At 60.9% G+C, this 25,248-nt stretch carries 26 protein-coding genes and 1 tRNA gene; 12 read left to right on the plus strand and 15 right to left on the minus strand.

Annotation, left to right across the window (positions count from 1 at the left end; all coding sequences use genetic code 11):
- Positions 1–14 precede the first annotated feature (14 nt).
- The 9 genes from BM136_RS01750 to lpxO all read right to left on the minus strand — a co-directional run bounded on the left by BM136_RS01750 (position 15) and on the right by lpxO (position 9,754).
- Positions 15–1,016, minus strand: a complete 1,002-nt coding sequence (locus tag BM136_RS01750) for an ABC transporter ATP-binding protein (protein ID WP_092969755.1) — start codon at positions 1,014–1,016, stop codon at positions 15–17.
- Positions 1,013–2,017: an ABC transporter ATP-binding protein gene (locus BM136_RS01755; protein WP_092969757.1), complete on the minus strand. Its 1,005-nt coding sequence runs from the start codon at positions 2,015–2,017 to the stop codon at positions 1,013–1,015. Before BM136_RS01755 ends, BM136_RS01750 begins: the two co-directional genes overlap by 4 nt.
- Positions 2,014–2,943: an ABC transporter permease gene (locus BM136_RS01760; RefSeq protein WP_092969759.1), complete on the minus strand. Its 930-nt coding sequence runs from the start codon at positions 2,941–2,943 to the stop codon at positions 2,014–2,016. Before BM136_RS01760 ends, BM136_RS01755 begins: the two co-directional genes overlap by 4 nt.
- Positions 2,940–3,923, minus strand: coding sequence for an ABC transporter permease (locus BM136_RS01765; protein ID WP_092969761.1), 984 nt, complete (start codon positions 3,921–3,923; stop codon positions 2,940–2,942). The genes BM136_RS01760 and BM136_RS01765 overlap by 4 nt, the downstream gene beginning before the upstream one ends.
- A complete protein-coding gene (locus BM136_RS01770) occupies positions 3,920–5,419 on the minus strand; it encodes a flavin-containing monooxygenase (RefSeq protein ID WP_092969763.1) in 1,500 nt (499 codons plus the stop codon). The genes BM136_RS01765 and BM136_RS01770 overlap by 4 nt, the downstream gene beginning before the upstream one ends.
- Entirely contained in the window at positions 5,416–6,390 is a 975-nt protein-coding gene (locus BM136_RS01775; RefSeq protein WP_092969764.1) for a LysR family transcriptional regulator, read from the minus strand. The genes BM136_RS01770 and BM136_RS01775 overlap by 4 nt, the downstream gene beginning before the upstream one ends.
- Before the next feature lie 167 nt (positions 6,391–6,557).
- Positions 6,558–7,709: an ABC transporter substrate-binding protein gene (locus BM136_RS01780; protein WP_092969766.1), complete on the minus strand. Its 1,152-nt coding sequence runs from the start codon at positions 7,707–7,709 to the stop codon at positions 6,558–6,560.
- A gap of 207 nt (positions 7,710–7,916) precedes the next feature.
- On the minus strand, positions 7,917–8,537 hold the full coding sequence (locus BM136_RS01785; protein WP_092969768.1) for a BPSL1445 family SYLF domain-containing lipoprotein: 621 nt from the start codon (positions 8,535–8,537) through the stop codon (positions 7,917–7,919).
- Between the two features lie 314 nt (positions 8,538–8,851).
- A complete protein-coding gene (gene lpxO, locus BM136_RS01790) occupies positions 8,852–9,754 on the minus strand; it encodes a lipid A hydroxylase LpxO (protein ID WP_092969770.1) in 903 nt (300 codons plus the stop codon).
- Positions 9,755–10,015: 261 nt separating this feature from the next.
- On the opposite strand from lpxO, the gene BM136_RS01795 reads away from it, so the two are divergent.
- Entirely contained in the window at positions 10,016–10,576 is a 561-nt protein-coding gene (locus BM136_RS01795; RefSeq protein WP_092969772.1) for a hypothetical protein, read from the plus strand.
- A gap of 4 nt (positions 10,577–10,580) precedes the next feature.
- Here BM136_RS01795 and BM136_RS01800 read toward each other — a convergent pair whose 3' ends face one another.
- Positions 10,581–10,973 carry a hypothetical protein gene (locus BM136_RS01800; protein ID WP_024975412.1) on the minus strand — a complete coding sequence of 131 codons (393 nt, stop codon included), beginning with the start codon at positions 10,971–10,973 and terminating at the stop codon, positions 10,581–10,583.
- Between the two features lie 104 nt (positions 10,974–11,077).
- Here BM136_RS01800 and BM136_RS01805 point away from each other — a divergent pair, with 104 nt between their 5' ends.
- The 11 genes from BM136_RS01805 to BM136_RS01855 all read left to right on the plus strand — a co-directional run bounded on the left by BM136_RS01805 (position 11,078) and on the right by BM136_RS01855 (position 19,306).
- Complete coding sequence (locus BM136_RS01805) at positions 11,078–11,905, plus strand: NUDIX hydrolase (RefSeq protein ID WP_092969774.1); 828 nt, start codon at positions 11,078–11,080, stop codon at positions 11,903–11,905.
- Between the two features lie 35 nt (positions 11,906–11,940).
- A complete protein-coding gene (gene purU / locus BM136_RS01810) occupies positions 11,941–12,807 on the plus strand; it encodes a formyltetrahydrofolate deformylase (protein WP_092969776.1) in 867 nt (288 codons plus the stop codon).
- Positions 12,808–12,832: 25 nt separating this feature from the next.
- Positions 12,833–13,561: a DNA polymerase III subunit epsilon gene (gene dnaQ / locus BM136_RS01815; RefSeq protein ID WP_092969778.1), complete on the plus strand. Its 729-nt coding sequence runs from the start codon at positions 12,833–12,835 to the stop codon at positions 13,559–13,561.
- 71 nt (positions 13,562–13,632) lie between these two features.
- Positions 13,633–13,707: transfer RNA gene (locus BM136_RS01820), tRNA-Val, on the plus strand.
- Positions 13,708–13,978: 271 nt separating this feature from the next.
- Positions 13,979–14,860 carry a site-specific integrase gene (locus BM136_RS01825; protein WP_092969780.1) on the plus strand — a complete coding sequence of 294 codons (882 nt, stop codon included), beginning with the start codon at positions 13,979–13,981 and terminating at the stop codon, positions 14,858–14,860.
- 189 nt (positions 14,861–15,049) lie between these two features.
- Complete coding sequence (locus tag BM136_RS01830; protein WP_092969782.1) at positions 15,050–15,313, plus strand: hypothetical protein; 264 nt, start codon at positions 15,050–15,052, stop codon at positions 15,311–15,313.
- Positions 15,310–15,579: a hypothetical protein gene (locus tag BM136_RS25070; protein ID WP_139219327.1), complete on the plus strand. Its 270-nt coding sequence runs from the start codon at positions 15,310–15,312 to the stop codon at positions 15,577–15,579. The genes BM136_RS01830 and BM136_RS25070 overlap by 4 nt, the downstream gene beginning before the upstream one ends.
- A gap of 299 nt (positions 15,580–15,878) precedes the next feature.
- Positions 15,879–16,412 (plus strand): 3'-5' exonuclease, encoded by a 534-nt coding sequence (locus tag BM136_RS01835; protein WP_092969784.1) that lies wholly within the window; start codon positions 15,879–15,881, stop codon positions 16,410–16,412.
- Between the two features lie 511 nt (positions 16,413–16,923).
- The gene (locus BM136_RS01845) at positions 16,924–17,133 is read left to right on the plus strand and encodes a HEAT repeat domain-containing protein (protein WP_092969788.1); all 210 of its coding nucleotides are present in this window, start codon (positions 16,924–16,926) and stop codon (positions 17,131–17,133) included.
- 156 nt (positions 17,134–17,289) lie between these two features.
- The gene (locus tag BM136_RS01850; protein WP_092969790.1) at positions 17,290–18,633 is read left to right on the plus strand and encodes a KAP family P-loop NTPase fold protein; all 1,344 of its coding nucleotides are present in this window, start codon (positions 17,290–17,292) and stop codon (positions 18,631–18,633) included.
- 169 nt (positions 18,634–18,802) lie between these two features.
- On the plus strand, positions 18,803–19,306 hold the full coding sequence (locus BM136_RS01855) for a MarR family transcriptional regulator (protein WP_092969792.1): 504 nt from the start codon (positions 18,803–18,805) through the stop codon (positions 19,304–19,306).
- Positions 19,307–19,405: 99 nt separating this feature from the next.
- On the opposite strand, the gene BM136_RS01860 is transcribed toward BM136_RS01855, so the two are convergent.
- The 5 genes from BM136_RS01860 to BM136_RS01885 all read right to left on the minus strand — a co-directional run bounded on the left by BM136_RS01860 (position 19,406) and on the right by BM136_RS01885 (position 24,511).
- Positions 19,406–20,110, minus strand: a complete 705-nt coding sequence (locus tag BM136_RS01860) for a hypothetical protein (RefSeq protein ID WP_139219328.1) — start codon at positions 20,108–20,110, stop codon at positions 19,406–19,408.
- A 150-nt stretch (positions 20,111–20,260) separates the two neighbouring features.
- Positions 20,261–20,869 (minus strand): YkgJ family cysteine cluster protein, encoded by a 609-nt coding sequence (locus BM136_RS25725; RefSeq protein WP_368073434.1) that lies wholly within the window; start codon positions 20,867–20,869, stop codon positions 20,261–20,263.
- A 371-nt stretch (positions 20,870–21,240) separates the two neighbouring features.
- Positions 21,241–22,605, minus strand: coding sequence for a phosphoribosyltransferase-like protein (locus tag BM136_RS01870; RefSeq protein ID WP_092969798.1), 1,365 nt, complete (start codon positions 22,603–22,605; stop codon positions 21,241–21,243).
- A gap of 9 nt (positions 22,606–22,614) precedes the next feature.
- Positions 22,615–23,559, minus strand: coding sequence for a hypothetical protein (locus BM136_RS01875; RefSeq protein WP_092969800.1), 945 nt, complete (start codon positions 23,557–23,559; stop codon positions 22,615–22,617).
- Positions 23,560–24,355: 796 nt separating this feature from the next.
- Complete coding sequence (locus BM136_RS01885; RefSeq protein ID WP_254775594.1) at positions 24,356–24,511, minus strand: hypothetical protein; 156 nt, start codon at positions 24,509–24,511, stop codon at positions 24,356–24,358.
- Positions 24,512–25,248: the final 737 nt, after the last annotated feature.

The raw sequence follows: 25,248 nt of genomic DNA on the forward strand, positions 1-25,248 counted from the left end.
TTATTGAATGTCGTTCAGGTCGCGTCGTTCAGGTGGCACGCGCTGACGTGGTTGACCGCAATGCCGCGCAGCGTCGGCGTCTCGGTCTTGCAGCGGGGCATGGCGTGCGGGCAGCGCGGGTGGAAATGGCAGCCGGTCGGCGGGTGCAGGGGGCTGGGCATCTCGCCTTGAATGGCGGTAAACGTCTTGTGCCGGGCCGACAGGCGCGGAATCTCCGCCAGCAAGGTCTGCGTGTAAGGGTGATTCGGGCGGCGGAAGACTTCCTCCGCCGGGGCCGATTCCACCACGCGCCCGAGATACATGATCACCACGCGGTCTGAGAGGTGCTCCACCACGCCCAGGTCGTGGCTGATGAACAGGTAGGTCAGGTTGAGCTGCTCGCGCAGGTCCATGAACAGGTTCAGGATCTGCGCCTGGATCGACACGTCCAGTGCCGCAACCGCTTCGTCGCAGACGAGCATCGACGGCTGCACCGCCAGCGCGCGCGCAATGCCGATGCGCTGCCGCTGGCCGCCGCTGAACTGATGCGGATAGCGGTCGCGCAAGGCAGGGTCCAGGCCGGCGCGCTGCATCTGCGCAGCCACATAATCGGCAAAGTTGGCGCGGTCGGTCAGGCCGTGCACGCGGGCCGCTTCGCCAACGATCTCTTCCACGCGCAGGCGCGGGTTGAGGCTCGCATACGGGTCCTGAAAGATCATCTGGATCTTCAGGCGGGCCGCGCGGGCTTCGTCTGCGGAGAGCGTGTCGACAGCCTTGCCGTCCACGCGCACCTCGCCGTCCGATGGAGGCATCAAGCCGGCAGCAATCCGGCCGAGCGTGGATTTGCCGCAGCCCGATTCGCCGACGAGGCCGACGACTTCACCGGGCTGGATCGCGAGGTCGACGCCGTCGACCGCACGAACGATTGCCGGCGGATGTGCCAGGCCGAAGCGTTGCAAGACGCGATCACCCACACCGATTTTGCGATCACCAAAGCGTTTGCTGACCTGTTTGAGTTCGACAAGCGGCGTGCTCATGCGACCTCCCGCGAGGAAGCGTGCTGCGCGCCCGGATGGAAACAGCGCACGAGGCGACCAACGATCGGTTGCGTGATCTCCGGGGGGACGCTGCAGACATCGGTGGCACGCGGGCAGCGTGCCGCAAACGCGCAGCCTGCCGGCAGCGATAGCAGGTTCGGTGTCATCCCGGGAATCTGGCGCAGGCGTTGGCCGCGGCGGTTCTCGCTGGGCAGGCTGTCGATCAGGCCCATGGTGTAGGGGTGCAGCGGCGCATCGAGCACGGCATCAACCGGGCCGTGTTCGACGATGCGCCCGGCATACATCACGGCCACTTCGTCGGCCAACCCGGCAACGACAGACAGGTCATGCGTGATCCAGATCAGCGCCGTGCCGTGCATGCGCGCGAGCTTCTGCACTTCAGACAAGATCTGCGCCTGGATGGTCACGTCCAGCGCCGTGGTCGGTTCGTCGGCAATGATCAGGTCGGGCCGATGCAGCATCGCAATGGCAATCGCCACGCGCTGGCGCATGCCGCCGGAAAGCTGATGCGGATACGCGCGCAGCCGTTCTTCGGGGCTTGGAATGCCCATCAGGCCGAGCGTGTCGCGCGCATGCTCACGGGCTTGCTTGTGGCTCATGCTGCTGTGCGCGCGCACGGCCTCGATCATCTGGGCATCGATGCGCAGCACGGGGTTGAGCGTCATCATCGGGTCTTGGAAGACCATGGCGATGCGGTTGCCCTGCAGCTTGCGCAGCTCGCGCGGAGCGAGCTTGGTGAGGTCGCGGCCCTGGTAGAGGATCTCGCCGCCGACGACGCGGCCGGGCGGGTCGACCAAGCCCATGATCGAGAAGCCGGTGACCGACTTGCCTGAGCCCGATTCGCCCACCAGCCCGAGGATGCGTCCGCGCGCGAGCGAGAACGACACATCATCCACCGCCGGCAGCACGCCTTCACGCGTGAAGAAATGCGTGCGCAGGTTGCGGACTTCGAGTGTGGTCGCGTTGGTGGACGCCGTCATCGTTGCGCCCTCGGGTTCAGGACTTCACGCAGGCGGTCGCCCACCAGGTTGATGGCCACCAGCGCCAGCAACAGCGCGATGCCCGGATAGAAACTGATCCAGTACTGGCCAGACAGCATGTATTGGTATCCGTTGGAAATCAGCAGGCCCAGAGACGGCTCGGTAATCGGCACGCCTAGGCCCAGGAACGACAGCGTGGCTTCCAGCGTGATCGCGCGCGCCACCTGCAGCGTGCCCACGACGATCAGCGGCGGCAGGCAGTTCGGCAGGATGTGCCTGAGCGCGATGCGCCAGCCGGGCAGGGCGAGCGAGCGCGCGGCTTCCACGTATTCGCGGCGACGCTCGACCAGCGCTTGCCCGCGCACCGTCCGCGCGTAATACGCCCACTCCAGCAGCACCAGCGTCAGCACGACATTGGTGATGCTCTTGCCGAGATAGGCGAGGATCATCATCGCCACCAGCACCGACGGGAACGACAGCAGCAGGTCGACCGTGCGCATGATGAGGCTGTCGACGCGGCCGCCGGCATACGCCGCAATCAGGCCGAGCAGCGTGCCGATCACCGCCGCCACGGCTGCCGAGCCGATCCCCACACCCAGGCTGATGCGCAGGCCATAGAGGATGCCGGAATACAGATCACGCCCCTGGCCATCCGTTCCGAGCCAGTACGTGAACGTGCCCGTGCCGGCCGGCGATCCCGGTGGCAGACGCGAGTCGAGCACGTCGAGCTGCATCAGGTCGTACGGATTCTGCGGCGTGATCCAGGGTGCGGCCAGCGCGGCCAGAATCAGCACCACGACGACCACCAGGCCGAAGATGGCCGCCTTGGAGGCGAGGAAATCCGATGCCACGCGCCGCCAGGGCGATTGCCTGCGCGGGGCGGACGCCGCTGTCGCCGTCGTGGATTGCGAAGTCGTATTCATCATGCAGCCTCCGCGCTATCAGCCGCACGCACGCGCGGGTCCAGCATTCGATACAGGATGTCGACGATCAGGTTGAGCGACACAAACAGGCACACCACGACGATGAGGTAGGACACGATGACCGGCCGGTCCAGTGAGTTGATGCTATCCAGGATCAGCTTGCCCGCGCCGGGCCACGCGAAGATGCTTTCCGTCACCACCGCAAAGGCGATGGTCGAGCCCAGCTCCAGGCCCAGCACCGTCACCAGCGGGATCAGCGTATTGCGCAGCACATGCGCCAGCACCACGCGCAACGGCGACAGGCCCTTGGCACGCGCGAACTTCACGAAGTCCAGCGGCAGCACCTCGCGCACACCGGCAGACGTCAGCCGCAGCACCAGCGAGAGCTTGAACAGCGACAGGTTGACCGCCGGCAGCACGAGGTGTCGCAGTCCATCCACTGTCAGCCACGACCATTCGATGCCGAACAGGCGTGCCGTTTCGCCGCGCCCGCTCGCGGGCAGCCAACCGAGGCTCACGCTGAACGCCATGATCAGCATCAGGCCCACCCAGAACGTCGGCAGCGAAAAGCCCACCACGCTGCCCGTCATGAGCAGGCGCGACACCGGATGGCGCGGATACAGCCCCGCGAACAGCCCCAGCGGCACGCCGATCACCACCGCGATGATCAGCGCCGAAAATGCTAGCTCCAGCGTGGCCGGCAGGCGTTGCAGGATCAGTTGGATGGCCGGTTCGTTGTAGACGAAGCTCTTGCCCAGATTGCCGTGCAGGGCACCGTTCAGGAAAGCCAGGTACTGCTCCCACAACGGCTTGTCCAGACCCAGTTCGGCAATGATGCGTGCACGGTCGATCTGGTCCACGTCCTGACCGATCAGTATGTCGACCGGGTTGCCGATGGCATGCAGGCCGATGAAGACGATCACTGTCATCACCAGCACGACCAGCAGCGCCTGGCCGATGCGGCGGATGAGCCAACCTGTCATCGTGCAGCCTCCTGGCTGGAAGTGGCATTCGCTTCCACGCCGGGGGGCGGGGCGGGCGTCCATTCGTCGCCAAAGATCTCCGGCTCGGCGTAGGCCTGGATAGCCGCGTAGTGCGCGTCGATGTCTTCCTGGTACAGCAAGCCGGCAATGCCTTGCGCCAGGCGTTTCGCGCCTTCGCTGATGGCCGGGATGTCGCCCGAGACGCTGCCGTGCGTGACGGATGCCGGATAGCAGAAGCAATGCACGCGCGACAGGCCGGGCAGCGTGCCGGGCGTCTTCTCGCGAAATTCGAACGCGTGGCCGAGGTCGGGCGAATCGGCGAGTTCCGCGTCTTCCTCACCGGGGCGCGGCGTATAGCGGTCGCGCCATTGGCGGATATGCGGTGCCAGTGCGCTGAACTCGGGGCGTGAGGCCCAATCGGTGCGAAAGCCCGTCGAGAAGATCAGAAAGTCCAGTTGGAATACGCCCTTGGTGGTGGCCACGTGCAGCACGCCGTCGTGCTCATCCACGCCCAGGATGCCGCAGCCGAGGTTGAAGCGCGCGTTCGGGTGCCGCGATACGCGCAGCGTGCTGCCGCGCGGTGGGGGTACCTGTTCGACGTTGATGTAATGGCGAATGCGCCATTTCCATGCGTCGGGCAGATGCAGGTGGCCGTGTACCAGACCCGGGCTGCCGGCGCCCTTGCCCTTGTTCACACGCGGTAGGTCGGGGCGGCGGATCAGCATGTCGACGCTGGCAGCGCCGGCCTCCAGCGCCGTCGCGGCCGAATCCATTGCGGATGCGCCTGCACCGATCACGCCCACGCGCTTGCCGGCCAGCGTGCCGTAGTCCATCTCGTCGGACGAATGCGCCCACCATCGGCGCGGCAGCCGGTGCGCAAAGTCCGGCACGGATGCACCGCCTAGCCCGTCACGCCCGGTGGCCAACACCACGCGCCGTGCAAACACTCGCTGGGTCGGTTGGCCCGGCATGTCGATCAGCAGTTCGACGGCGCCATCCACGCGCGGGTGGATCGCCTTTACGTGGTGTTCGTTGCGCACGTCCAGCTGCAGCACGCGGCGGTACCAGCGCAGATAGTCCATCCATTGCAGGCGCGGAATCTTGTCGAGCACCTCCCACGCATCGGTGCCGAACTGCGCTTCAAACCATGCGCGAAACGTCAACGCCGGCAGGCCGAGCGCAGGGCCGGTCAATTGCTTGGGCGAACGCAGCGTTTCCATGCGCGCCGTCGTCGCCCAGGGGCCTTCGAAGCCGGCGGGCGAGCGGTCGAACACCACCACGCCGATACCGAGATGTTTGAGCGACGCTGCCGCCGCCAGGCCGGCCATGCCGCCACCGATGACGGCCACATCCAGCACAGGTTGACCCTCTAAGGTGTGTGGCAGCGTCCAATTTTTCGCGGGGAGTTCAAGCCAGGACAGGTCCTGGTGCAAACGGGCTTCCAGCGCTGCGAGCCCGGTGACTTGCGGCGCGTTGTCGTGTTGTGCAGCGGTCATGCGGACGCGCCTTCGGTTTCGTTGATGGATTCGCCATACAGCACCTGCAGCATGCTGGCGTGGCGCGCCGGATCGTGCAGCTTGCAGTCCGGCAGAAGACGCTGCGCCGCGCGCGCGAGGGCGTCGGTCAGTGAGGTCACCGCCGCCGACGGCCGCTTGGCCTCGGGCGTGATCACGCCAAAGAAGAAGGGGATGTCGGCGTCGATCGGGCGCACGGTCACGCCGTCGATTGGCACGCCGTACGCCGTCACCGGCTCGAGCAATGCGACGCCCAAGCCCGCACGCACGGCGGCCAGCGCATTCAGCGAGGCATTCGTCTCGATGAGCGAGGCTGGTTCCACGCCGGCCTTCGCCAGCGCTTGGTCCAGACGGCGGCGCAATCGATATGGGTTGTGCATCGTGATGATCCGCTGTCCCGCGCAATCGGCCAACGCCACGCGCTTGCCAGCGGCCAGCGGGTCGTGTGTCTGCACGGCAGCCACGCACGCGGCTTCGCCGATCCAATGCACGGTGACGCCACGATGCTCCAACGGCAGGCTGCTGAGGCCAAGGTCGGCCGCGCCGGTCAGCACGGCGTGCACCACCTGCTCGGGCGAGGCGCTGCGAATCTGGATGTGCTGCGCGAGCTCAGGCTCATCAGCCAAGGCAGCGGGCAGCAAGCCGGCCGCCAATGCGGACGTCGCTGCCAGGCGCAGCGGGCGTGCCTCGCCGCGCGCGATTTCTTCGGCACGCGTTCGTATCTGACGTAAGCTGATCAGGGTATGCTCAACGTCTTCGTACAGCAGGAAACCCTGCTCCGTCGGCGAGACGCGCGGCCCCGCGCGTGTGAACAGGGCATAGCCGATTTCAGCTTCCAGATCCTGGATGAGCCGGCTGATGGCGGGTTGCGAGCGTCCCAGCAGCTTGCCCGCCGCGGTGACGCTGCCGGTCGACATGACCGCGGCAAATGCTTCGAGTTGTCGGAGTTCCATCCGCCTGTTTGATCTCAGTCATGCATGTGGTTCATGCATTCTGGTAGAGGCAGTATGCGAATTCCAAATAGTATTTTCTTATGTACTCATGCGTTTTGCGCTGGCAACCGCTATTTCCTGCGGTGCAACCACTGCCGAGGCAGGTTGCACGCGGCGCGCATCCGCCTTTATTTGACGAAGGTGCCGTTTGGCCCGATCACCGTCAGCTCGACATAATTCGATCCTTTGCGCAGGTTTGGGCCGTAGCGGACTTCCAACCCGCCCAGGTCGATCGTGCCGGCGGCTTCGAGCCCCGAGACAAAGCTGGCCCGCGTCGGCGACTTGCCCGCGCGCTTGAGCCCTTCGACCAGCACGCGCGCGGCAGCATAGCCTTCCATCATGGCGTACGACGGCGCCACACCGGCAGATTTCGCGCTGGATGCCAGCTCCCGACCCAGCAACGAAGTTGAACGCACTGGCGACGGCATCACCTGCGAGACCACCACACCGCGCCCTAGCGCCCCGAGCGATTTCGCAAACGCCAGACCGGCGTTGTTGGACAGCGCCGCAATCTGCGTCACCGTGCCTTGCTTGTTGAGCGCCTCGATCATGGCGCGCGCCGTCGTGCCCGGGCAGGCCAGAATCACCGCTTGCGGCGCGAACTTGCCGACATCTGCTGCCGCCTTGGCGATGTCTGGTTTCAGGCGGTCGACGGTGAAGATGCTGTGCGCGTCGGCGGGCAGTTTTTTCGTGGCGTTGTTGAATCCGATTTCGGTGTCTTTGCCGAAGGTGTCGTTCACGTTGACGAGCGCCAGACGGCGCAAGCCGAGCGTGTCGAAGTAATGCACCAGCTCGGCAATCTCCGCCTGGTATTTCGCGCGCACCACAAAAAGCAGCGGGTCAGGCTGATCGAAGAACGTTGAAGCGCCGGTTGAAGGCGCCACCACCGGCGCGCCCAACGGCCGGGCTTCGGTCATGATGGCCTCGGTATTCGGGGTGCCGCGCGGGAGGAAGAGGGCGAAGACCTGTTTATCGACCAGCAGCGTGTGTGCGTGTTTCTTGGAAGCGGCCGCATCAAAGCCGTCGTCTTCCGAGATCAACTCGATCTTGCGTCCATTCACGCCGCCCGCACGGTTCACGGCATCGAGGTAGAGCTTGGCGCCCTGTGTCATCTCCTTGACCTGCTCGCCGGCGGGGCCGGTGAAGCCCGCCGTTTGGCCGATGACGATCTTGGTGTCGGTGACGCCCGGTTCGGCCAGCGTCGGGCCAGACGCCAACAGCAACCCAGACAGCCACGCGCATGCAATGGCGCTGCGCAAGGCAGCGTTGCAACCTGTCATGTCTCCCCCTCTTCCTGGGTGATTGTTTTGTCGTATGCCGATACGGCAGCGCGCACTGCAACATCGGCCGGACGATGCTAGCCGAGAAGCCCCATGCTGCTCCCTCCGGATTTCCCTAGGGCTGCAACATTGCCGCAACGCTTCATGCGGGTTCCGAAAAAAAACCGCCGTACGAGACGGCGGTATGGCTGGAAAACGAAGCGCTGATCAGTTGTTCTGCTTCGTGATCTTCGTGCCTTCGATCGATGCGCCGGCCATCAGGCCCGCGTTGGTCAGGTTGAAGCCGATGATTGGTTGCTGAGCGGTGTTGGTATCGACCGCGCCGTTCGCGCCGATCTTTGCCAGTGCCACGGTGGCATCCACGCCAGCCGTCCAACCTTGACTGTTCTGGAATTTCTGCAGCGCTTCGTCCGTCATGAACAGGATGATGAGCGCACGCGACTGCGCGCCAGCCTGGAAGCCCACCGACGCGGAGGCGATGTTGTAGTAGCCCAGCGGACGGCCACCGCCGGTGCGCAGCACGCCTTCGCCGTATTGGCCGCCCACCACAAAGCCGGCGTTCAGCACCGACGGGAACACGAGTACGCCCTTGGCGCGTCCGACCAGCTCACGCGAGCCGCTGGCCGTGGTGTACAGGCGCGAGAGCACTGAATCGGCCTGCGAGTTGGTGGTGGCGTGCTTGTTGGTGGACGACATCACGTCCGAGCCCTGAGCATTGGGACTGGTCGTGGTACAGGCCGCGATCTGGGTACCGAGCAGTGCGACAGCAGCAAGCGCGGCGGCGCGGGTGACGATGGTCTGGCGGCTGATGAGGTGGTTCTTTTTCATGGCGATTGATCTCACTGTCTTTGTTGTTGACGAGGGACACAGGCACACGCGCATCCCGGCTCTGACTCGGTCCCATGCGCTGAGCAAGGGTGTCGACCAAGGTGGAGCAAGCGGCGTGCCCGCCATATCGCATAAGCGCCGGAGCGCTCAATTCCTGACATTAGGCGAGATTTGTGCCCCATGTGGCGCTTTTGCTTCACTGCTTTGTAAAAACGCAACCCGACCGCAATGCAGGTAGCTTTTTCACGCGCAACAAAAAACCGGCGCTTCAGGCCGGTTCTTTGTGCGATGCAGGAGGCGTGGAGGGTTGGCCGTCAGATCCAAATGATCAACGCTGCCACGCCAATGATCAGGCCGAACTTCACCACGTAGTAGACCTTGCGGTTCCATGCCTTGAAGCGGCGGCGGTACTGGCCCATCACCCACACGTAGCGGAACAGTTTGTTGATGCCGCCGGTCTGGTCGCCCTCATCGTTGGGCGAGCTGGCGGCGGTCATGACCTTGCGGCCCAGCCATTTGTTGATGCGCTGCGCCCAGCCGAATTTCATCGGGCGTTCGATATCGCAGAAGAGGATCAGACGATCCTTGTCGGAGGCGTTTTCGGCCCAGTGCAGATAGGTCTCGTCAAAGACGACGCCCTGGCCGTCACGCCAGCTGTGGCGCTGGCCGTCAACCTCGATGAAGCAGCGGTCGTCGTTGGGTGTGGCCAGACCCAGGTGATAGCGCAGCGAGCCGGCAAACGGGTCACGGTGCGGATTCAGCTTGCCGCCCGGCGGCAGCTCGGCAAACATCGCCGCCTTCACGCTTGGCAGGTCGCGCAGCAGCGCGACGGTCTTTGGGCAGAGCTGCTCGGCGGACGGATGATGGGCTTCGTACCACTTCAGGTAGAAGCGTTTCCAGCCATTCTTGAAGAACGAGTTGAAACCGGCGTCGTCGTTCTTCTCGGCAGCCTTGATTTTGCGCAGGTTGACGAGCGCCAGACCTTCGTCGCGAATCTGCGGCCACGCGGCCTGCAGCTTTTCCAGATCCGGAAAACGCTCGACAGGCACATACGGCGTCTGCGGCACGCCCGAAAACGCGTACATGAAGCAGTTGACCGGCGCGACCACGGCCGAGTGATCAAACATCTGGCGCCAGAATTTCAGGCGCACCTTGCCGCGAAAGTGCACGTACAGAATGGAGCCCAAATAGAGAGCCACGATAATCCACTTGATCAAGGCGATTTCCTTGCCGCACGGTGGCGGTCAGCAATTGAGTGCATGCGCTGGCAGCGCAATCCGGCATTTTACCCGTGGCGAGGCCGCGCCGCGTGGGTCGCTGCCAACAGTGCAACGTGGTTTTGTGATGCCACGTTACCGTTTGCGCTGCCTTGGCAATAAAGAACATCTGCGTTGATTTGTCGCGAAATGTGCGTCGCGTTCTACAATTCCGCTTCGCCTGCCAGGCACCATGGCCGAGGGCAATCACCGGAGGGAGTGATGGGCGTCAATAAACGCGACGAAGAATCGAGCGACATGCCGACCACCATTGGCATCGTGCCGAGCAGTGCGGAAGCGCTGGAAGCGTCCATCCGCCGTGCCCAGGAAGCGCTATCCGGGGTGTCTGCTCGACTGGCAAGCCGGCCTGCGCCGCCGCGTCCGGACCCGGCGACAGATCGCTTCGTTGAAACTGACGACACCATGTCCTCAGCAGAAGCGCGCGCCCTGGCCGAACGTTGCATTGCCGGCGAGGCAACGGAGCCGGCAAGCCTGGCGCGGGCGTTTTCCGCGTTGCTTGGGCAGATCGATGGATTGGAAGCCGACCATGCCGGCCGGCGCCGCGTGCTGCGGCAGTGGATGGTGAGTCAACTCACCTACAAGATGCTGTATCTGCACCACACCGGTCAGGATTCGACCGTGCCGCCGCGTGCGCTGCGCGCTCAGAAAGAGCGGGTGAAGGCGCAGGTTTCGGCCCTGCTGGATGCCGGGCGTTCCTACGCCGATGTGCGCCTGACCGACCTGCGCTTTGCCGAGGATGGCAGCGCCGCCGGTCAGGGCTAGGCGATCAATCTTCGTCGTCGTCCGGTTCGGAGTCGAGGAATTCGCGGCGGGTGAGCCAGTCGGCGATGGCTTGGTCGCAGGCGTCCTTTAGCTTGGACTTGTTGTCTACCTTGTCGAACAGCGTGAAGTTCATCAACGCCAGGCCCAAGTCTGTGATGTAGAACATCCGCTTCGGGTTGTCGAAGTGGACGATGCGGCCGTCGATGTCGCCTTCGTCTTCCGGCTCGGCCGGTGCGTCTTCGAGTTCGACCACGCGGCAGGTGAAGCGCGGTGTGCGAGTGTGCGTCAGATATTCGAATTCATCGTGCGACACTTCGCCGGACGGTGTGACGGCAATGGCGAAGCCCCAGATAAAGCGCGGGGTCGGCAGATCCGACAGCTCGTCGATTTCATCCATCCTTGTTTCTCCAGTCTGATGACGGCTTGTATTAACGCCGCATTATCGCGCGACCCGTGCTGCACGGAAAGCACAATGCACGCCCGATGTGGTGGGGCGCTGATATGACCGACCAGCGTATGCAGCGCATTCGGGACGGCCTGGCCGCGCGGCTGGCGTTCGACGTTGATGAGCTCGTTCCTTGGATTGCTGCCGGACAACGTGTCGGCTGGCTGAGCCGAGAGAGAGCGTCACTGCTTGCGCGCTGGCCGCAGTGGTTCGACGTGTCGACGCAGCGGGTCGATTTGCGGGAGACGCTCGACAACGAGGCCGAGCGCACCGCGGCGCTGGCCGAAGTCATCATGCGCCTGGCGGAAGACGGCCACGTGCTCGGCTGGCGCGACGAGCGTTTCGCCGTCAACACCGGCTGGGGCACGCCCGCGCTGGCGCTGATCGAGCGCGCCGCCGCGCGTTTCTTCGGCATCCGAACCTACGCTGCGCACATGAACGGCCTGATCGACGGCGGTGAGGGTGCCGAGCCGGCGCTCTGGCTGGCCCGTCGCGCCGAAACCAAGCCGATCGACCCCGGCATGTGGGACAACCTCGTCGCCGGCGGCATCGGCCATGGCTTCGATGCACGCGGCGCGCTGGAAAAGGAATGCTGGGAAGAGGCGGGCATCGGCGCCGATCTGGCGGCGCAACTGGTGCCGTGCGGCACGCTGGATGTGCTGCGCGAAGTGCCCGAGGGCATCCAGTGCGAAACGCTGTTCGCCTTCAACCTGACGCTGCCGGACAGCTTCATCCCCGCCAATCAGGACGGGGAGGTCGCCGGCCATTTGCGTGCCAGCCCCGACGCGGCGCTTGATATCATGGCGGACTTCGCGATGACGGTCGACGCGACGCTCGTCACTCTCGACGCCCTGGCGCGCCTGAGTTTGCCCCGGGCGCCGTAGCGGTTTGCGTCCGGCAACAATACATAAAACGCTTCATGAGTCACTCCGGTTTCATTCTTACCCTGTCATGCCCGGACCAACCGGGCATCGTCCACGCCGTGTCGGGCCTGCTTTTCGAGCAGGGCTGCAACATTCTCGATTCGGACCAGTTTGGCGACGAATTCACGGGCCGTTTCTTCATGCGCGTGCATTTTGTTCCGCAGGGCCAGCCGCTGGACCTTGCCGCACTGCGTGACCGCTTTGCGCCCATCGGCGACCGTTTCTCCATGCAGTGGGGCATGTTCGACGCCGCAATCAAGCCGCGCGTGATGATCCTGGTTTCGAAGATCGGCCATTGCCTGAACGACCTGCTGTTCCGTGCCCGCGCCGGCCAACTGCCGATCGAGATTGCGGCCATCGTCTCGAATCACCGCGATTTCTACCAACTGGCTGCGTCGTACGACGTGCCATTCATGCACCTGCCGTTGCTGCAGGCGACGGACGCGCAGAAGGCGCAGCAGGAAGCCCGCATCTGGGAGATCGCGCAGGAGCAGCAGATCGACCTGGTCGTGCTTGCGCGCTATATGCAGATTCTTTCCGACGATCTGTGCCGCAAGCTTGAAGGCCGCGCCATCAACATCCACCACTCGTTCCTGCCGAGCTTCAAGGGCGCCAAGCCGTATTACCAGGCGCATGAGCGTGGTGTGAAGCTGATCGGCGCAACGGCGCACTACGTGACGGCTGATTTGGACGAAGGCCCGATCATCGAACAAGAAATCGAGCGCGTGGATCACAGCATGGACCCGGAGCAGCTCACCGCAGTCGGCCGCGACGTGGAATGTGTGGCGCTGGCCCGCGCGGTGAAATGGCATGCGGAACACCGCATCCTGCTCAACGGCCACAAGACCGTCGTCTTCAAGTAATCCAGTCAGAGTAGGGGAGCGCGCGATGCGACAGATCATTCTCGATACCGAAACCACCGGCCTGAATGCCGCCACCGGCGACCGCGTGATCGAAATCGGCTGCGTGGAGATGGTCAACCGCCGCCTGACCGGCCGCAACCTGCATTTCTACATCAACCCCGAGCGTGAGATCGACGCCGGCGCGATGGCCGTGCACGGCATCACCAACGAGTTCGTGGCCGACAAACCGAAGTTCGCCGAGATCGTTAACGAGATCCGCGACTACGTGCAGGGCGCCGAGGCGATTATTCACAACGCGGCGTTCGACTTGGGCTTCCTGGACATGGAATTCCAGCGCCTCGGCTTGCCGGCATTCCGTGAACACCTGTCGGGCCACATCGACACGCTGCGCGAGGCTCGCCAGATGTTCCCGGGCAAGCGCAACTCCCTGGACGCGCTGTGCGACCGTCTGGGCGTGAGCAACGCGCACCGTACGCTGCACGGCGCATTGCTGGATGCGGAACTGCTGGCCGAGGTCTACCTCGCCATGACGCGCGGCCAGAACACGCTGGTGATCGACATGCTGGAGTCAGGCGAAGGCGCATTGGCCGAAGCCGTCTCTGTCGATCTGAGCGCGCTGCAACTGCCGGTGCTGCTGGCAACCGAAGCCGAGGCCGAAGCGCATGCCGGCGTGCTCAAGGAAATCGACAAGGCCAGCGGCGGCAAGACCGTCTGGACGCGCGAAGCTGTGGAATCTGCGCCGCCGGTTGCCTGATCAAAAAAATGTGCGGCCAGGGTATTTACACGGCTGCGCCTTTTCGCCATAATCTCGTTTTCACCGCATTCGGGTGGTTAGCTCAGCGGTAGAGCACTGCCTTCACACGGCAGGGGTCACAGGTTCAATCCCTGTACCACCCACCAATTTTGGAAAGCCAGCCTCGTGCTGGCTTTCTTCATTTCCGGGTTAGGAATCACTAACACGGAATTTTGCACCCTCGCTGAATCGGAACAGCTGCTCCAGATTTGCTCCACGCGCCTACGCGCAGAGCTTTGGAGATGAGAAGTGGCAACGATTCGACAGCGAGGAAGCTATTGGGAAGCACGAGTCCGCCGTAGAGGGTGGCCAACGCTCTCCCGTAGTTTCTCCACAAAATCAGACGCTCGCGCTTGGGCAACCGTCATCGAGTCAGAGATGGAGCGGGGCGTCTATATCGACCGCACCGAGGCTGAGAAAAACACCCTTGGTGATCTCCTGCAGCGCTACGCCGTCGAGGTGTCCAGCCAAAAGAAAGGCAGGGAATCGGAACGGTATCGGGTTGCTTCCCTTCTTAGGGATCCGATCGCCAAGACGAAGGTTGCCGCCTTGTCTGGGAAGCTCATGGCGCAGTGGCGGGATAAACGCCTCAAAGAGGTATCAGGCTCGACGACCAACAGGGACCTGAACCTTATTTCTCACGTCATCAACGTCGCACGCAAGGAATGGGGTGTGCACGTCGACAATCCAATTTCCATGATTCGTCGCCCACCGGAGAATCGCGGCCGCACTCGCCGGCTGGCTCTCGGTGAGGAGGAGCGTTTGCTTGCAGCGCTTGAAGTGCCCCCTCGTGACGAGAAAGGGCGGCTTACCGGTCCAAGTAACCCGTGGATGTGCCCCCTGGTCGTCCTAGCTGTCGAGACGGCTATGCGGCGCAGCGAGTTGTTGGCGCTTCGTTGGCAGGACGTTGAACTGCAGGACCGCTATGTAAGACTCCACGACACGAAGAATGGCGATGCCCGCGACGTGCCACTGTCCACCCGAGCAGCGTCCACGCTGGCTGGGCTTCCTCGACATATCTCAGGCCAAGTGTTCCCGGTCAGTGCAGACGCCGTCAAAAAGTCGTTTAGCCGCGCTGCGGTCCGAGCGGGGCTTCAGGATCTCCATTTCCACGATCTCCGCCACGAAGCGACGAGCCGTATTGCGGAAAAGCTGGACAACATCTTAGAGCTCTCAGCGGTCACTGGTCATAAGACGGTGCAAATGCTCAAGAGGTACTACCACCCGCGCGCCAGAGATTTGGCGCGAAAACTGGGTTAGAGGCTTTGGGGTACTACAGCCCCGGCGTACACCATGGCTTCAGCACCGTCGCGCATAGGCCCCGCCGCGCAATGGTGAATGTTTATGGGGCAAGAGCAACACAACGTCGCGAAAGCGATTCAGGCGGCGCATGCGAGGCTGCAACCTCATGCGCGCCTGACCACCACCCACCTGTGAGAGAGGTGAATCATGGCTACTAGCAGCATATCGCGGTTCTTCGTCGCCAGCCTTCTGATTGAGGCGCAGCCAGATTTGGATGACGCGGTACCTAGTGATCTCATGAATTTTCTGCGGCCATCGCTGCATCGACTTGTTCGGGCGTGCCAACAAAGAGGCGATCTGTCGGGTGTTATCCGTCGGCAGCGGGAGCGATTGGCACCGGTTGCCGCAGCTGCGGCAGCGTTCGATCTCTTCGCAGCAAACCTGACCGAGCTCATGGAGGACGAACAATGACCGTCCAACAACTGATTGAAATCCTGCGCACATATCCAGCCGATGCACGGGTTGTCGTCGATAGCTGTGAGTTTGGCTACGACGATGTCAGCACAGTCGTTAAGCAACCACTGTTGATTGGTGCAAACAAAATCCCGCACGCATGCGTGTTTGGCAGAGCAGAGAAACATGCGCCTGCTGACTATGGTGCGGGCGAACATGACGTGCCGAACGGCGGGGAACCCTATGACGAGTTGGCAGTACGCGTAAGCGGAGGGAGCCGTTAGCGTGATCGCCCGTGTTCCTTGGTTGAAGGTGAACGTTTATGGGGAAAGCGCATTTCCGAGTCAACGCACATTGGCATGGCTTTGGTGGCGAGACCTCCGGGAGGATTGCTGGGACTGACGCGGCCTCCTGTGTGGACAGCCGCTGCGCGCCCCGCATGGATAACCTGATGGACAGGCTGTTGGACAACCCTGCGGGTTGACCACGAGCCTGCCCACGAGGTTTTCCACGCTTGCCCACACTGCGGCCTTGCCTTGCGACCATTGATGGATACTTTCCCAATCCAAACATCTGGCCGGCCATGCCAAACATTCTGGTTGTAGATCTCGAAGCCACGTGCGACGAAAACGCGCCATCGTTCGATATGGAATGCATTGAGGTCGGTGCAGTGTGGATGGCCGATGGTTCTGTGGTGGATTGTTTTCAGGCCTTCGTGCGCCCAGTTGTCAATCCCCGACTCACCCCATTCTGTTCGGCGCTGACGGGTATCCGTCAGGCCGACGTAGACAGCGCCCCCCTGTTCCCTGCAGTAGCCGAGGCCCTACGGACGTTCGTAGCGTACTGCGGGCAGCCCAACTCGGTGTGGGCAAGTTGGGGCGCGTGGGACTGCAAGCAGCTTGAACGTGACAGCGCGCGACACGGCATCGCCTTACCCATTGACCTACCTCACGTGAATGCGAAGCGGCTGTTCGCCAAGGCACGACGTATTGGCAAGGAGGTTGGTATGGCGAAGGCCTTGGAGTTGGCCGGCTTACCGCTTGATGGTGCGCACCACCGAGCCCTGGATGACGCGCTCAATGTAGCCAAACTATTGCAGGTCATCCTTGACCAATAGTTTTAATGGAAGCGTCCTTGAATCACATCTGTTTGCCTTCACATTGTGTTCTCGACCGACAACAGCGCACGCTGGTAGAGGGGGGGATATGGCGTGGTATATCGATGCAAACCGCGTAACTAAAGGTGTGGCAGATCGTTCGCATTGGAACGCGGTCCACAAACCGGGAGAGACGGTCCCGCTATCTGGCATTTACCGTTGCACAGGATGCAACAAGGAGGTAGCCAGCAACAAAGGCGACCCGTTCCCGCCACAAAACCATCACCAGCATGGGACGGACCAGCCGCCGATCCGGTGGAAGTTGCTGGTGCGAGCGAAGACAGATTGATCGTCGATCATTAGCCTTCCAATGGCAGATTTTTTGTCGTTGCTGCAGGAATAAAGATACTGAGAGGAGGCCTGGAGGCATCAGACGATGCGCGTGGCCCGATCGGCCTTGACGGCCTTGCGCGCCACCGGCCCCACGCGGCAGAAGTAACATGGCTGCACAATTAATTATATCGAGGACACTATGGCAAACGAAACGGACGCGCTCAATTCACTGCTTCAGATTCTGAACGGTCGGGAAGCTGTTGGGCTGCGTGTTGCGGCAATTGAGGGGCTCGGGATCATTGGGGGCTCGGTGGCACGGCAGGAGTTGATCAAGATTCTCAACGCGCGCGAGGCCGCTGAAGTGCGAGCAGCTGCAGCTCGCGCACTCGGCCAAGCCACGCATCGGTAGCCATTGGGAGGAGGATACAAACTAAAGCCGCCGATTTTTGGCGGCTTTTTCGCTGTGTTTCCGCCATTGCAGATAACTTGCTGCTATCTGCGCGGCGTTTCAGCCCAAAAATCGCTGTCCTGCCGAAATTAGCTACTTCTACACTACGCCCGTGCCATGTCTGAAGCTTCGCAACTGACTTTGCCCACCGATCGCTGGGACACCATTGTCAACCCGTTCGAGGGTGACGTGCTTGACCGGCGCCGCTTGGCCGAGCAATTGACCGGCTATCTCGCACGTCTGCGCCTGGGTGCTGTGATCGCTCTTGATGCTCCATGGGGCGAGGGCAAGACCTGGTTCGCTCGCCACTGGGCCGCGTATCTCAAGGCGGAAAATTACCGCGTTGGTTGGATCGATGCCTTCGAGAACGATTACGTCGAAGACCCGTTTCTATTGTTGGCGGCCGAAGTGCGGCGGCTGAGTGCAGCCGACAAATCGCTTGCGGAGCGGCTGAGCAATCAGGCTGCCCAGGTCGGCAAGGCCTTGATGCCAATGGCCGCCAAGATGACCATCAACCTGGTGGGCAAAGCCGTCGGCACTGCGGATCTCGCCAGCGAATGGTCCGACCAGGTTGCGAAGGCGGGGGAGAAAGGCGCCGACGCGGCGCAGGCGTGGGTTAAGCGTCGCATCGAGCAGCATGACAAAGAGCGCGATTCGATGCGGGCTTTCCGCAAGGAGCTGGAGACCTTTGCCAAAGGCAACGATGACAAGCCGGTGGTGATCATTATCGACGAGTTGGACCGGTGCCGGCCGGCGTTTGCGGTGCGCTTGCTCGAACGTATTAAGCACTACTTTGACGTGCCGAACCTCGTATTCGTCCTAGTCATGAATCGCCGCCAGCTCGAAACGGCTGTCAAAGGCGTGTACGGTGCGGAAACGGACGCTGCGACCTATCTGGGCAAGTTCCTGCACCTGTCCCTTGCCTTGCCGCGCCCCCGTTCATGGGAGCTGGATCGAGGCGCGCATTTCATGCGCGGGTTCGTCAGCTATGTATTGCGCCGCTACGACTACGGCGACGACGGTGGTGAGTTGGGGCACCATCTGACTGTATGGGCCGAGGCCTTCCGTTTGTCGCTCCGTGAGGTCGAGCGTGCTTGCGCCATGTGCTTCTTGGTGAGGCCCCGCTGGCCCGCTCTTCTGAGCTTCCTCGTCGCGTTACGAGTCAAATATCCCGAGCTGTTCGACGGTATTCGCGCTGACGACTCCCAAGCAAACGAGCGCGGCGTTGCGCTCTTACAAGACGTGGTCCAGCGCATTGCTCAACCTGGGGGATGGGTCTCTGACTACGTGCAGGCCCTAGTGAATCTGCTTTCCCTGGCGCAGATTCGGGATGATGAGCAAGCGCTGGATGACGAGGAGTCTCAACTACTCTTCGGACGCGGCATGATTCGGTCGGCAGCGCGTTCACCCGTGAAGACCATGCGCACGCTCATGCAGAGCCTTGATTTTGAGGTTCAGTAGGTGAACTCAGGCAAGGGTTCCCTCTCGACCGTTTGCTGCGACTTGCGGACAAACATCGGTCCAGGCATTCCGTGCGGGTTCACATGGCCTGCCCGATGCTGGCGCGGTCAGTGGCACGGTGGTCACCGGACGACTTAATCTCAAGAAATGAGGATTTGGAGGGTAGGGGATGGACTGGACTGCATTGCTCAAACACCTGAACCTGTCGCGCTCCGTGGTCACCGCAGCCTTTGTTGCCAGTGCGGGCCTATATGTCGGTAATCGGCTCGCTCCCGGCTATGTGCCTGCCGCGCCGGAACCCTGGGGTTTTGCGCTTGTTGCTGTGATGCTGTTCACGGGTACATTGCTGGCAATCTGGTTGGCGCAGTTTTTTGGCAAGGGGTATCGTGTGGTGACGCACGTTGTTACAACGTGGCGGTCTGATGATAGCCTCACACCGGATCAAGCCAACATGCTCTTGGCCGTAGGGCGCAACGACAAGCAATCGCTCAACATAAGGTATCTCGACTACGAACGCTTGCCACTCTCCCGGCTTGCAGTGCAAGCGATTGCCGACGAGCTGATCGCAAAAGGGTTGTTGGAGCAACCCTTTGCCAGTGACCGTGATTTCCTGCAACTGACTGCCGCGGGGCGCCAGCGTGCCCTCGACATCGAACGTATGCAGGGCGCGTGACAGTTCGAGACTTTAGTCGCGAGCTATTATCGGCACGCGTTTTTAGGCGCAAAAGCCTAGGCTTTGCCACACTCGGTACGTCGAAGGAAGATTGTCGCTTCAGGGCGCGCAGTCCGTATCGGCCGCCTGCGTTGGGGAATGTAAAACAGTCTCCGCTGACTCAGGGGGGAGCCTATGTGCCAATTGTGGGGTTCCGTCGATGAAATCTGACAGGGGAACAGCTATTGCGCAATTGCCAGTGATCCCAATGACGGATTGAAACTCGGGGCGACTTGCGGAGGTCGAGTTTGTCCTGGACTTGAGAGTAAGCAGGATGCTGAGGTAGCTGATGAAGTGCTCATATGTTTGACCAAATCTGCTGATCGCATTGACGGGTACGGACCGATCCGTTGCGATCTCAACCCCTGTCCAACGTCCCCAATAGTGCCTCGCTTGAAGAGCTAGCGTGCCTTGTTCGTCAAGGTGTCCAAATACGATGAAATGAGGCAGGTTTCTCTTGCCTGTGCCGAATGCGGTCACGAAGAGCTTGAACGCATCGCTGACGCAGTCATATTTCTCACGTTCAGAGTCGATGTCAGGTTCTGCACGTTTGAACTCAACCAAGTTCCATCGCGCGTTGAGGTCGCGCAGTACCAGATCGCCAGCCGCTTCATGCTTCCCGGCGAGCGGGGCAACGAATGCGTACTGAGCCATCTCCCTTGATGCGTAGAGATACTCGACTGTTTTCTCCCACCACACCGGCTCGACAGATTGCTGGGGTGCGGGCACTTTTGATGATCCCGAGGAGGGGAACGCAGGCGTCATCGAGAGCTTGTGTCGCTGAAAAGAACTCATGTGGCCGTACGCGCAACATGCGAGGTGCTCGGCCGGGAGAGCTATGGCACGGGCGCTGTAGCCGGCGAGGCATGTTCGGTTTCTCCTCGCGCCGGTAGTTGCCGCTCTGGCAAGCTGTGTTCAGCGCGTCCGTTGCGATAGGAACGATTGAACCTGTGCCCGAGGATATGGGAAAAAATTCCGAATATCCTTGCATGTACCGTTCGCGTGCGCGGTGACATGGTGTACCCAACGGACTAGATTCGCGAAAATATCGTTCCCATATTTGGGGGGCGCACCATACTGAATTTGTGAGCGACCCGGCAAGCAGTTTTTTGGATCCCCGAGTGCATGATAGATACGACAAACGACCGGCCGGTGCTCGTATATTCCACATGCCCCAGCATCGGTTAGGAACGGGCAGGGAGTCCGGTGTCCCGTTGTCAGCCCTTCCCTTGCATCAAGGGGGACTCCTGCGTAGACCTGTATGTACTCAGCTTCAAGGGTCGTCAACTGGACATCTATTGAACAGCAATGTGAGCAGCCCTTGGAGCAGGAGACGAAAGAGTTCACATACGGTCTGAACTCGTCCAGGTATGTGTAGACCTGTTTCAGTTGCTCACCCAACGAGCGTCCCGGCTGGTTCAACGAAGCGTAAAGCGCGTTAGCGTTATGCACGAGAGACTCTGGAATCGGCGGTAGCTTTACGTCCGCGGGACTTTTGAAAAACTTGATTGGAGCTGACGTCACGATATCCGCGTGGATCAAGGGTTATAAAGGTCTCTCGTAAAGCTGCATATCGGCTTGTTATCAATGGAACTTGAGCGTCCAGTCGAACATTCCGGCCCCGCGCAGATTTAATACTGCTCAGGAGTAGAGATTTCTGGCGTCTGCGCGGCACGAGTTGACTAACGGTGTTGCGTGCCCGATTGAACCGCAATTGCATATGCCTGCGTCACCGCCGCGACTGGCAGGGGTACTCAGTTCGAGCGGGTGGCCAGCCTGTCCTTCATCGAGGTGCTTCTGTGGCGCTGCTATTCAAGCTCTGTTGAAGGCCAGGTCAGCATGTCGTCGCACGTCATCTGCCGGTACTGCGGTGATAAGTCCACTCTGCGCTCTGATCAGGCATTTGGCAGTAGAGGTCGCCAGTTGACGTGGCGTCCCTTCCACTCCACGAGACCATTACCCCAAATCAACGGTAGAGTCGCCTTAGGCACCGAGTGGCTGAAGGCGTGCACCATTCCTAAGCCATTCATACCGAGGCCGCACGTAGCTACTTTCTCTTCCGGCCACGGGTCCCAATTGGCAGTTTTCTGCATACCTTCAAGGTAGGCGGCAAAAAGCTGCCGGCCGACTTCCGAGCAAAAAGTTGCCGCTTCCTGCTGCTGTGCTGCAGGCACGCTGGAGTCCTTGATCAACTCCTTGTTTATGTAAGGGCGAAGTTCAGACAGAGGCGGCCCTATTCGGCGAATTTCATCCAAGGGTAGGAGGCCACTTTCAATATCCGACAGCAGCTTATCGCTGGCCACTGAAACGGTCTCTGCGGCCACAACCGTAAAGATCCCGTTTAGGCCCACGTCATGGATGAACCGTCTTACGACGGACTGGCCGTAGTCTGTGGCAACTCCGTAGGCAAAGGTAAATTCAACCTCACTCAGGCATGCTGGATCCTGCAGTGCGCGGGTCTTTTCTTTGCCCTGCCGCTTACCCTGTAAGCTCTCGATGACGCCCATGGCCTCGGTTCCAGACCACAGCCCATCCTCAAATAGGATGATCTTGCGTTTGCCGTGTTGGTCAATGGCGGTTGCGGGCGATTCGTGGACAATACGGTTGCTGCGCTTCGTTATCAATGTCGCGATCGTGTCGCCACTCTTCCCATGCCGACGGGCATCGCGATTGACGCACAGCTCGCCGTCCATGCCATTAAAAACTGACGCAAAGCCTTGCCCAAGCTCGTTGGCATCGATAATGCGAAGACTCCGGAGGATTGCTTCGCCGATCCACCTGAATTTTCCGAGTGCACCAAATTGCTCCAACCACGCCAGAACTTCCGGACGCCCGAGCTGGTGATGGTCCCATTGGGAGATGTAGTGTGCGGTAGCGTTTTTCAGTGACAGGTCGCACTTATTCAGCAGTCGGCAGATAAGTGGAGACCCATCAGTGGCTTGCAAGGAACAAAGGTCGCGAGCCCGAACAATCTCGGCCTCCAGCGGGATCATCCCTTTTAGTACGTTGATGCTTAGTGCTTTCGATATTTCTCGCGTGGTACAGACGAGTGGCTCGCCGGTGGCCTTACTTGCCGCAGGATGTCTTTTTACGAGCTCATAGACACGCCCTCGCAATTGATGTGGGTCGAGATCCGTCTCTAGATCAAGGTCGACTACGCTCACGAAGTCGGACACGGCCCGAGGGTGGCCGTACATCGCTAGCCCTTTGCGCACTGCTGTCGCGTTTTCACGCCCGCAGACGATCACCAGTTGCCGCATAGCGAAGGATTATCTCAACTTCGCCTGCTGCGTCGCGTCGTAATACACCCCGGCTGAGATTTTCAGCTCACGCAGTTCGGCAAACGACATTAGATCAATCGCGTGATGGAGGATATTCCTGAGTTCGGACAACTCGGCCCCAGCACTGGAAAGCTGGGAGGGGGGATGGCTTGCTTTGTGTTGTCCAGCAACGGCGGGCGCGCTATGCGCGACCGCATTGGAGTAAACGTTGGGGCGCGCCAAACGAACAATCTCTGTCGCCCGCACGTTGTCAGCATTGCAAGCCAATAGGCTGTCATGGAGCTGTTTGGCTACGTACTCCGACTTCAACGTCTCCCATTCACGCAGCAAATTCGACGATGGCCCGCGCAGTCGGCGCAACTCTTTAATCCAACCGTCATAGTAGTCCTCCGGTGCGAGCGCAGCCTTGAGGAAACTCTTCTGGGCGAGGTCAGTCTGGCTATCGGCGAATTGTTCTGCTAGTGCTCGAAATTGTTCCTCGGTAGGTTTTGCGAGCTGCTGGTAGGTCTCGGGGGCTACGGCGCCTGGTGCGCTTGCGAAGATACGCCCGTCTCCGTCGACAAGTAAGTCGTTATCACGGCGCGGGTTGGAGAAGATGCGCCACAGAGATTTTCCGGCCACCTCCATGACACCGCCCTTGGCGTTGGCGAGATCCTGCGGAAGCGGTCGTTGAACTCGGGAGGGGAGGATCTCATAGACGACGTCGACCGCGTCTGGATCTGGGGCCGTCTCTTGGAGCAACCCTTCCAAATCGGTAGCAGCGATTTTCTTTAGCCCGCCAAGCTGCTTTACCGTCCGCGGTCTGATGGCCTGAGTAACAAACTGGCCCAGCTCAGCGCCGAGGATGAATGGCCCCTTACTTGCGAGGTAACCCGCCAGAGCTGTTTCAACAAATGCTTGTTCCGTCGGTGAGAGGGTAGAAGAGATATGCATTCGGCGCCCACAAACGCAATCACCTCAAGCGTTGCCACTTGAGGTGATTACAATGTTCTGCTCGGGATATCTATGTCACAACAAGCGCCGAGGATTCCGCTTGCTGCAAGAAGGCTGACTCCTTCCGCGTGCCCACTGGATTGGATCCAGTTCCTGTCGGACGGGGGCACACCCCTTCTTACCGCTCTTGAGCGAGGTGCGCAGATCAAGAGGGGAAATCTGCCGTAACCGCAGATTTCGCTATCCGTACGCAGCCGGTGGCTGCGAGGGGTTACCCCGCACAAGCGACCTCTAAGTTAGTCCGTTGTGCGACAGATGAAGAATATTTTGTCAAGTCCTGGCTTCGGTGTCAACTCAAACGAGCGGCTGGCCCAAGCAGTTGCTCGGAAAACAGCACATGGGATGCGCACAAGGTGGTTTCCGGGCCCCCAACTTTAGTTAGTTTTCGCCGGAAGAGATTTGCATCTAACTGTTTGATTTTTATTGAAATTTCTCCGATGGACGCCATGGGGAGCCGGTGCAGCGAAGTCCGAAGGAGCAGCGGACCGCACAGACAGGGGCAAAACTCGTGTGACGTGCTCTGCAAAGCTGGTGTGCTGTTGTGCCAACTGCGTTTTGAGGGTTCGAGGCGATGGGCTCGCGCCCCCCCTCACTGAGCTTGGGGGGCACCTGGCCGTTATCGGCATGCGTTTTCTGTTGCAAAGCTTGGTTCTTGAGCGTGATTTGGTCCTCTGCGCGACCGGTGCCCCGTCCGTCGAGCCCACTATGAAAGGCGAGCTACAACGCTCGTTCTGATCTATCGCACGATCCGCCATTCTGGCAGCTCTGGGAAGACATCACGGGTGGACACCTTCGCGTTGCTGCGCAGCCGTTCCTTCATGGCAGCGGTGACTGCCACGCGCTTCGAGGAGCGGCGAATCACGACTTTCGGCGCGGAGGGTGTGGCCGGCATCTTTGTATCCACGGGGTCACTCATATCAACTCCCTGTCTCGTAGGTAGCCTAGCAGCTTTACCGATCCGGCCTGTCGGCCGCCTCGTCAAGCTTCATCCGCGTCTGGGAACCATCGCACTACTGCTTCGCGAAATCGACGGCATCATGCCCCGGAGGGGCGTGAGTGCAGGTTATTTGGTAGTAAGGGGTCGCAGTGGTGCCTCAGTGCACGTTTACAACCACTCTGAGCGATTTTGTGTTGCAGGGACACTTGTGGCTGGCCGGTCGTGCTTTTGGCGCGCATACCGATGCTGCTGTGGACAAGTGTGGGCCGGTTCGTGGGCAACCTGTGGGCAGGCGTGTAGCCTGTCCATCGGGTTGTCCATCAGCCGGTCCATGCGGGCCGCGTAGCGGCTGTCCATAGCTTGATGTACCGCCGTCGCCAAACTGGCGTGCAGGCTGTGTCTTTAGTTTGTCTGTTTGTTCTTAAATAACAAACAAACTGTATACGTATACGTGCTTATAAGGCTATGAATGGAAAGGATAATTCGCGCTGAAGGTGAAAGGATATGGGGCTGGAAGGTTAATGTTTATGGGGCTATAGGTGAACAAATGTGGGGATGTGGGTGCCCCATAAGCTTTCACCTATAACCCCATAAACTTTCACCGTGTAGGTAAAGTGAAAAGATATGGGGAGATATCCACAGGGCTCCGATAAGTCAATGTGACCTAAGGGCACCGGTGGTTCGTGGAAATG

Source organism: Ralstonia sp. NFACC01 (assembly GCF_900115545.1).
In the GTDB taxonomy this organism is placed as follows: domain Bacteria; phylum Pseudomonadota; class Gammaproteobacteria; order Burkholderiales; family Burkholderiaceae; genus Ralstonia; species Ralstonia mojiangensis.

What these genes read in the sequence shown, in the direction of transcription:
- BM136_RS01750 (WP_092969755.1), bottom strand. Translation starts at nt 1,016, where the DNA reads ATGAGCACGCCGCTTGTCGAACTCAAACAGGTCAGCAAACGCTTTGGT.
- BM136_RS01755 (WP_092969757.1), bottom strand. Translation starts at nt 2,017, where the DNA reads ATGACGGCGTCCACCAACGCGACCACACTCGAAGTCCGCAACCTGCGC.
- BM136_RS01760 (WP_092969759.1), bottom strand. Translation starts at nt 2,943, where the DNA reads ATGATGAATACGACTTCGCAATCCACGACGGCGACAGCGGCGTCCGCC.
- BM136_RS01765 (WP_092969761.1), bottom strand. Translation starts at nt 3,923, where the DNA reads ATGACAGGTTGGCTCATCCGCCGCATCGGCCAGGCGCTGCTGGTCGTG.
- BM136_RS01770 (WP_092969763.1), bottom strand. Translation starts at nt 5,419, where the DNA reads ATGACCGCTGCACAACACGACAACGCGCCGCAAGTCACCGGGCTCGCA.
- BM136_RS01775 (WP_092969764.1), bottom strand. Translation starts at nt 6,390, where the DNA reads ATGGAACTCCGACAACTCGAAGCATTTGCCGCGGTCATGTCGACCGGC.
- BM136_RS01780 (WP_092969766.1), bottom strand. Translation starts at nt 7,709, where the DNA reads ATGACAGGTTGCAACGCTGCCTTGCGCAGCGCCATTGCATGCGCGTGG.
- BM136_RS01785 (WP_092969768.1), bottom strand. Translation starts at nt 8,537, where the DNA reads ATGAAAAAGAACCACCTCATCAGCCGCCAGACCATCGTCACCCGCGCC.
- BM136_RS01795 (WP_092969772.1), top strand. Translation starts at nt 10,016, where the DNA reads ATGGGCGTCAATAAACGCGACGAAGAATCGAGCGACATGCCGACCACC.
- BM136_RS01800 (WP_024975412.1), bottom strand. Translation starts at nt 10,973, where the DNA reads ATGGATGAAATCGACGAGCTGTCGGATCTGCCGACCCCGCGCTTTATC.
- BM136_RS01805 (WP_092969774.1), top strand. Translation starts at nt 11,078, where the DNA reads ATGACCGACCAGCGTATGCAGCGCATTCGGGACGGCCTGGCCGCGCGG.
- purU (WP_092969776.1), top strand. Translation starts at nt 11,941, where the DNA reads ATGAGTCACTCCGGTTTCATTCTTACCCTGTCATGCCCGGACCAACCG.
- dnaQ (WP_092969778.1), top strand. Translation starts at nt 12,833, where the DNA reads ATGCGACAGATCATTCTCGATACCGAAACCACCGGCCTGAATGCCGCC.
- BM136_RS01825 (WP_092969780.1), top strand. Translation starts at nt 13,979, where the DNA reads ATGGAGCGGGGCGTCTATATCGACCGCACCGAGGCTGAGAAAAACACC.
- BM136_RS01830 (WP_092969782.1), top strand. Translation starts at nt 15,050, where the DNA reads ATGGCTACTAGCAGCATATCGCGGTTCTTCGTCGCCAGCCTTCTGATT.
- BM136_RS25070 (WP_139219327.1), top strand. Translation starts at nt 15,310, where the DNA reads ATGACCGTCCAACAACTGATTGAAATCCTGCGCACATATCCAGCCGAT.
- BM136_RS01835 (WP_092969784.1), top strand. Translation starts at nt 15,879, where the DNA reads ATGCCAAACATTCTGGTTGTAGATCTCGAAGCCACGTGCGACGAAAAC.
- BM136_RS01845 (WP_092969788.1), top strand. Translation starts at nt 16,924, where the DNA reads ATGGCAAACGAAACGGACGCGCTCAATTCACTGCTTCAGATTCTGAAC.
- BM136_RS01850 (WP_092969790.1), top strand. Translation starts at nt 17,290, where the DNA reads ATGTCTGAAGCTTCGCAACTGACTTTGCCCACCGATCGCTGGGACACC.
- BM136_RS01855 (WP_092969792.1), top strand. Translation starts at nt 18,803, where the DNA reads ATGGACTGGACTGCATTGCTCAAACACCTGAACCTGTCGCGCTCCGTG.
- BM136_RS01860 (WP_139219328.1), bottom strand. Translation starts at nt 20,110, where the DNA reads ATGACGCCTGCGTTCCCCTCCTCGGGATCATCAAAAGTGCCCGCACCC.
- BM136_RS01870 (WP_092969798.1), bottom strand. Translation starts at nt 22,605, where the DNA reads ATGCGGCAACTGGTGATCGTCTGCGGGCGTGAAAACGCGACAGCAGTG.
- BM136_RS01875 (WP_092969800.1), bottom strand. Translation starts at nt 23,559, where the DNA reads ATGCATATCTCTTCTACCCTCTCACCGACGGAACAAGCATTTGTTGAA.
- BM136_RS01885 (WP_254775594.1), bottom strand. Translation starts at nt 24,511, where the DNA reads ATGCCGGCCACACCCTCCGCGCCGAAAGTCGTGATTCGCCGCTCCTCG.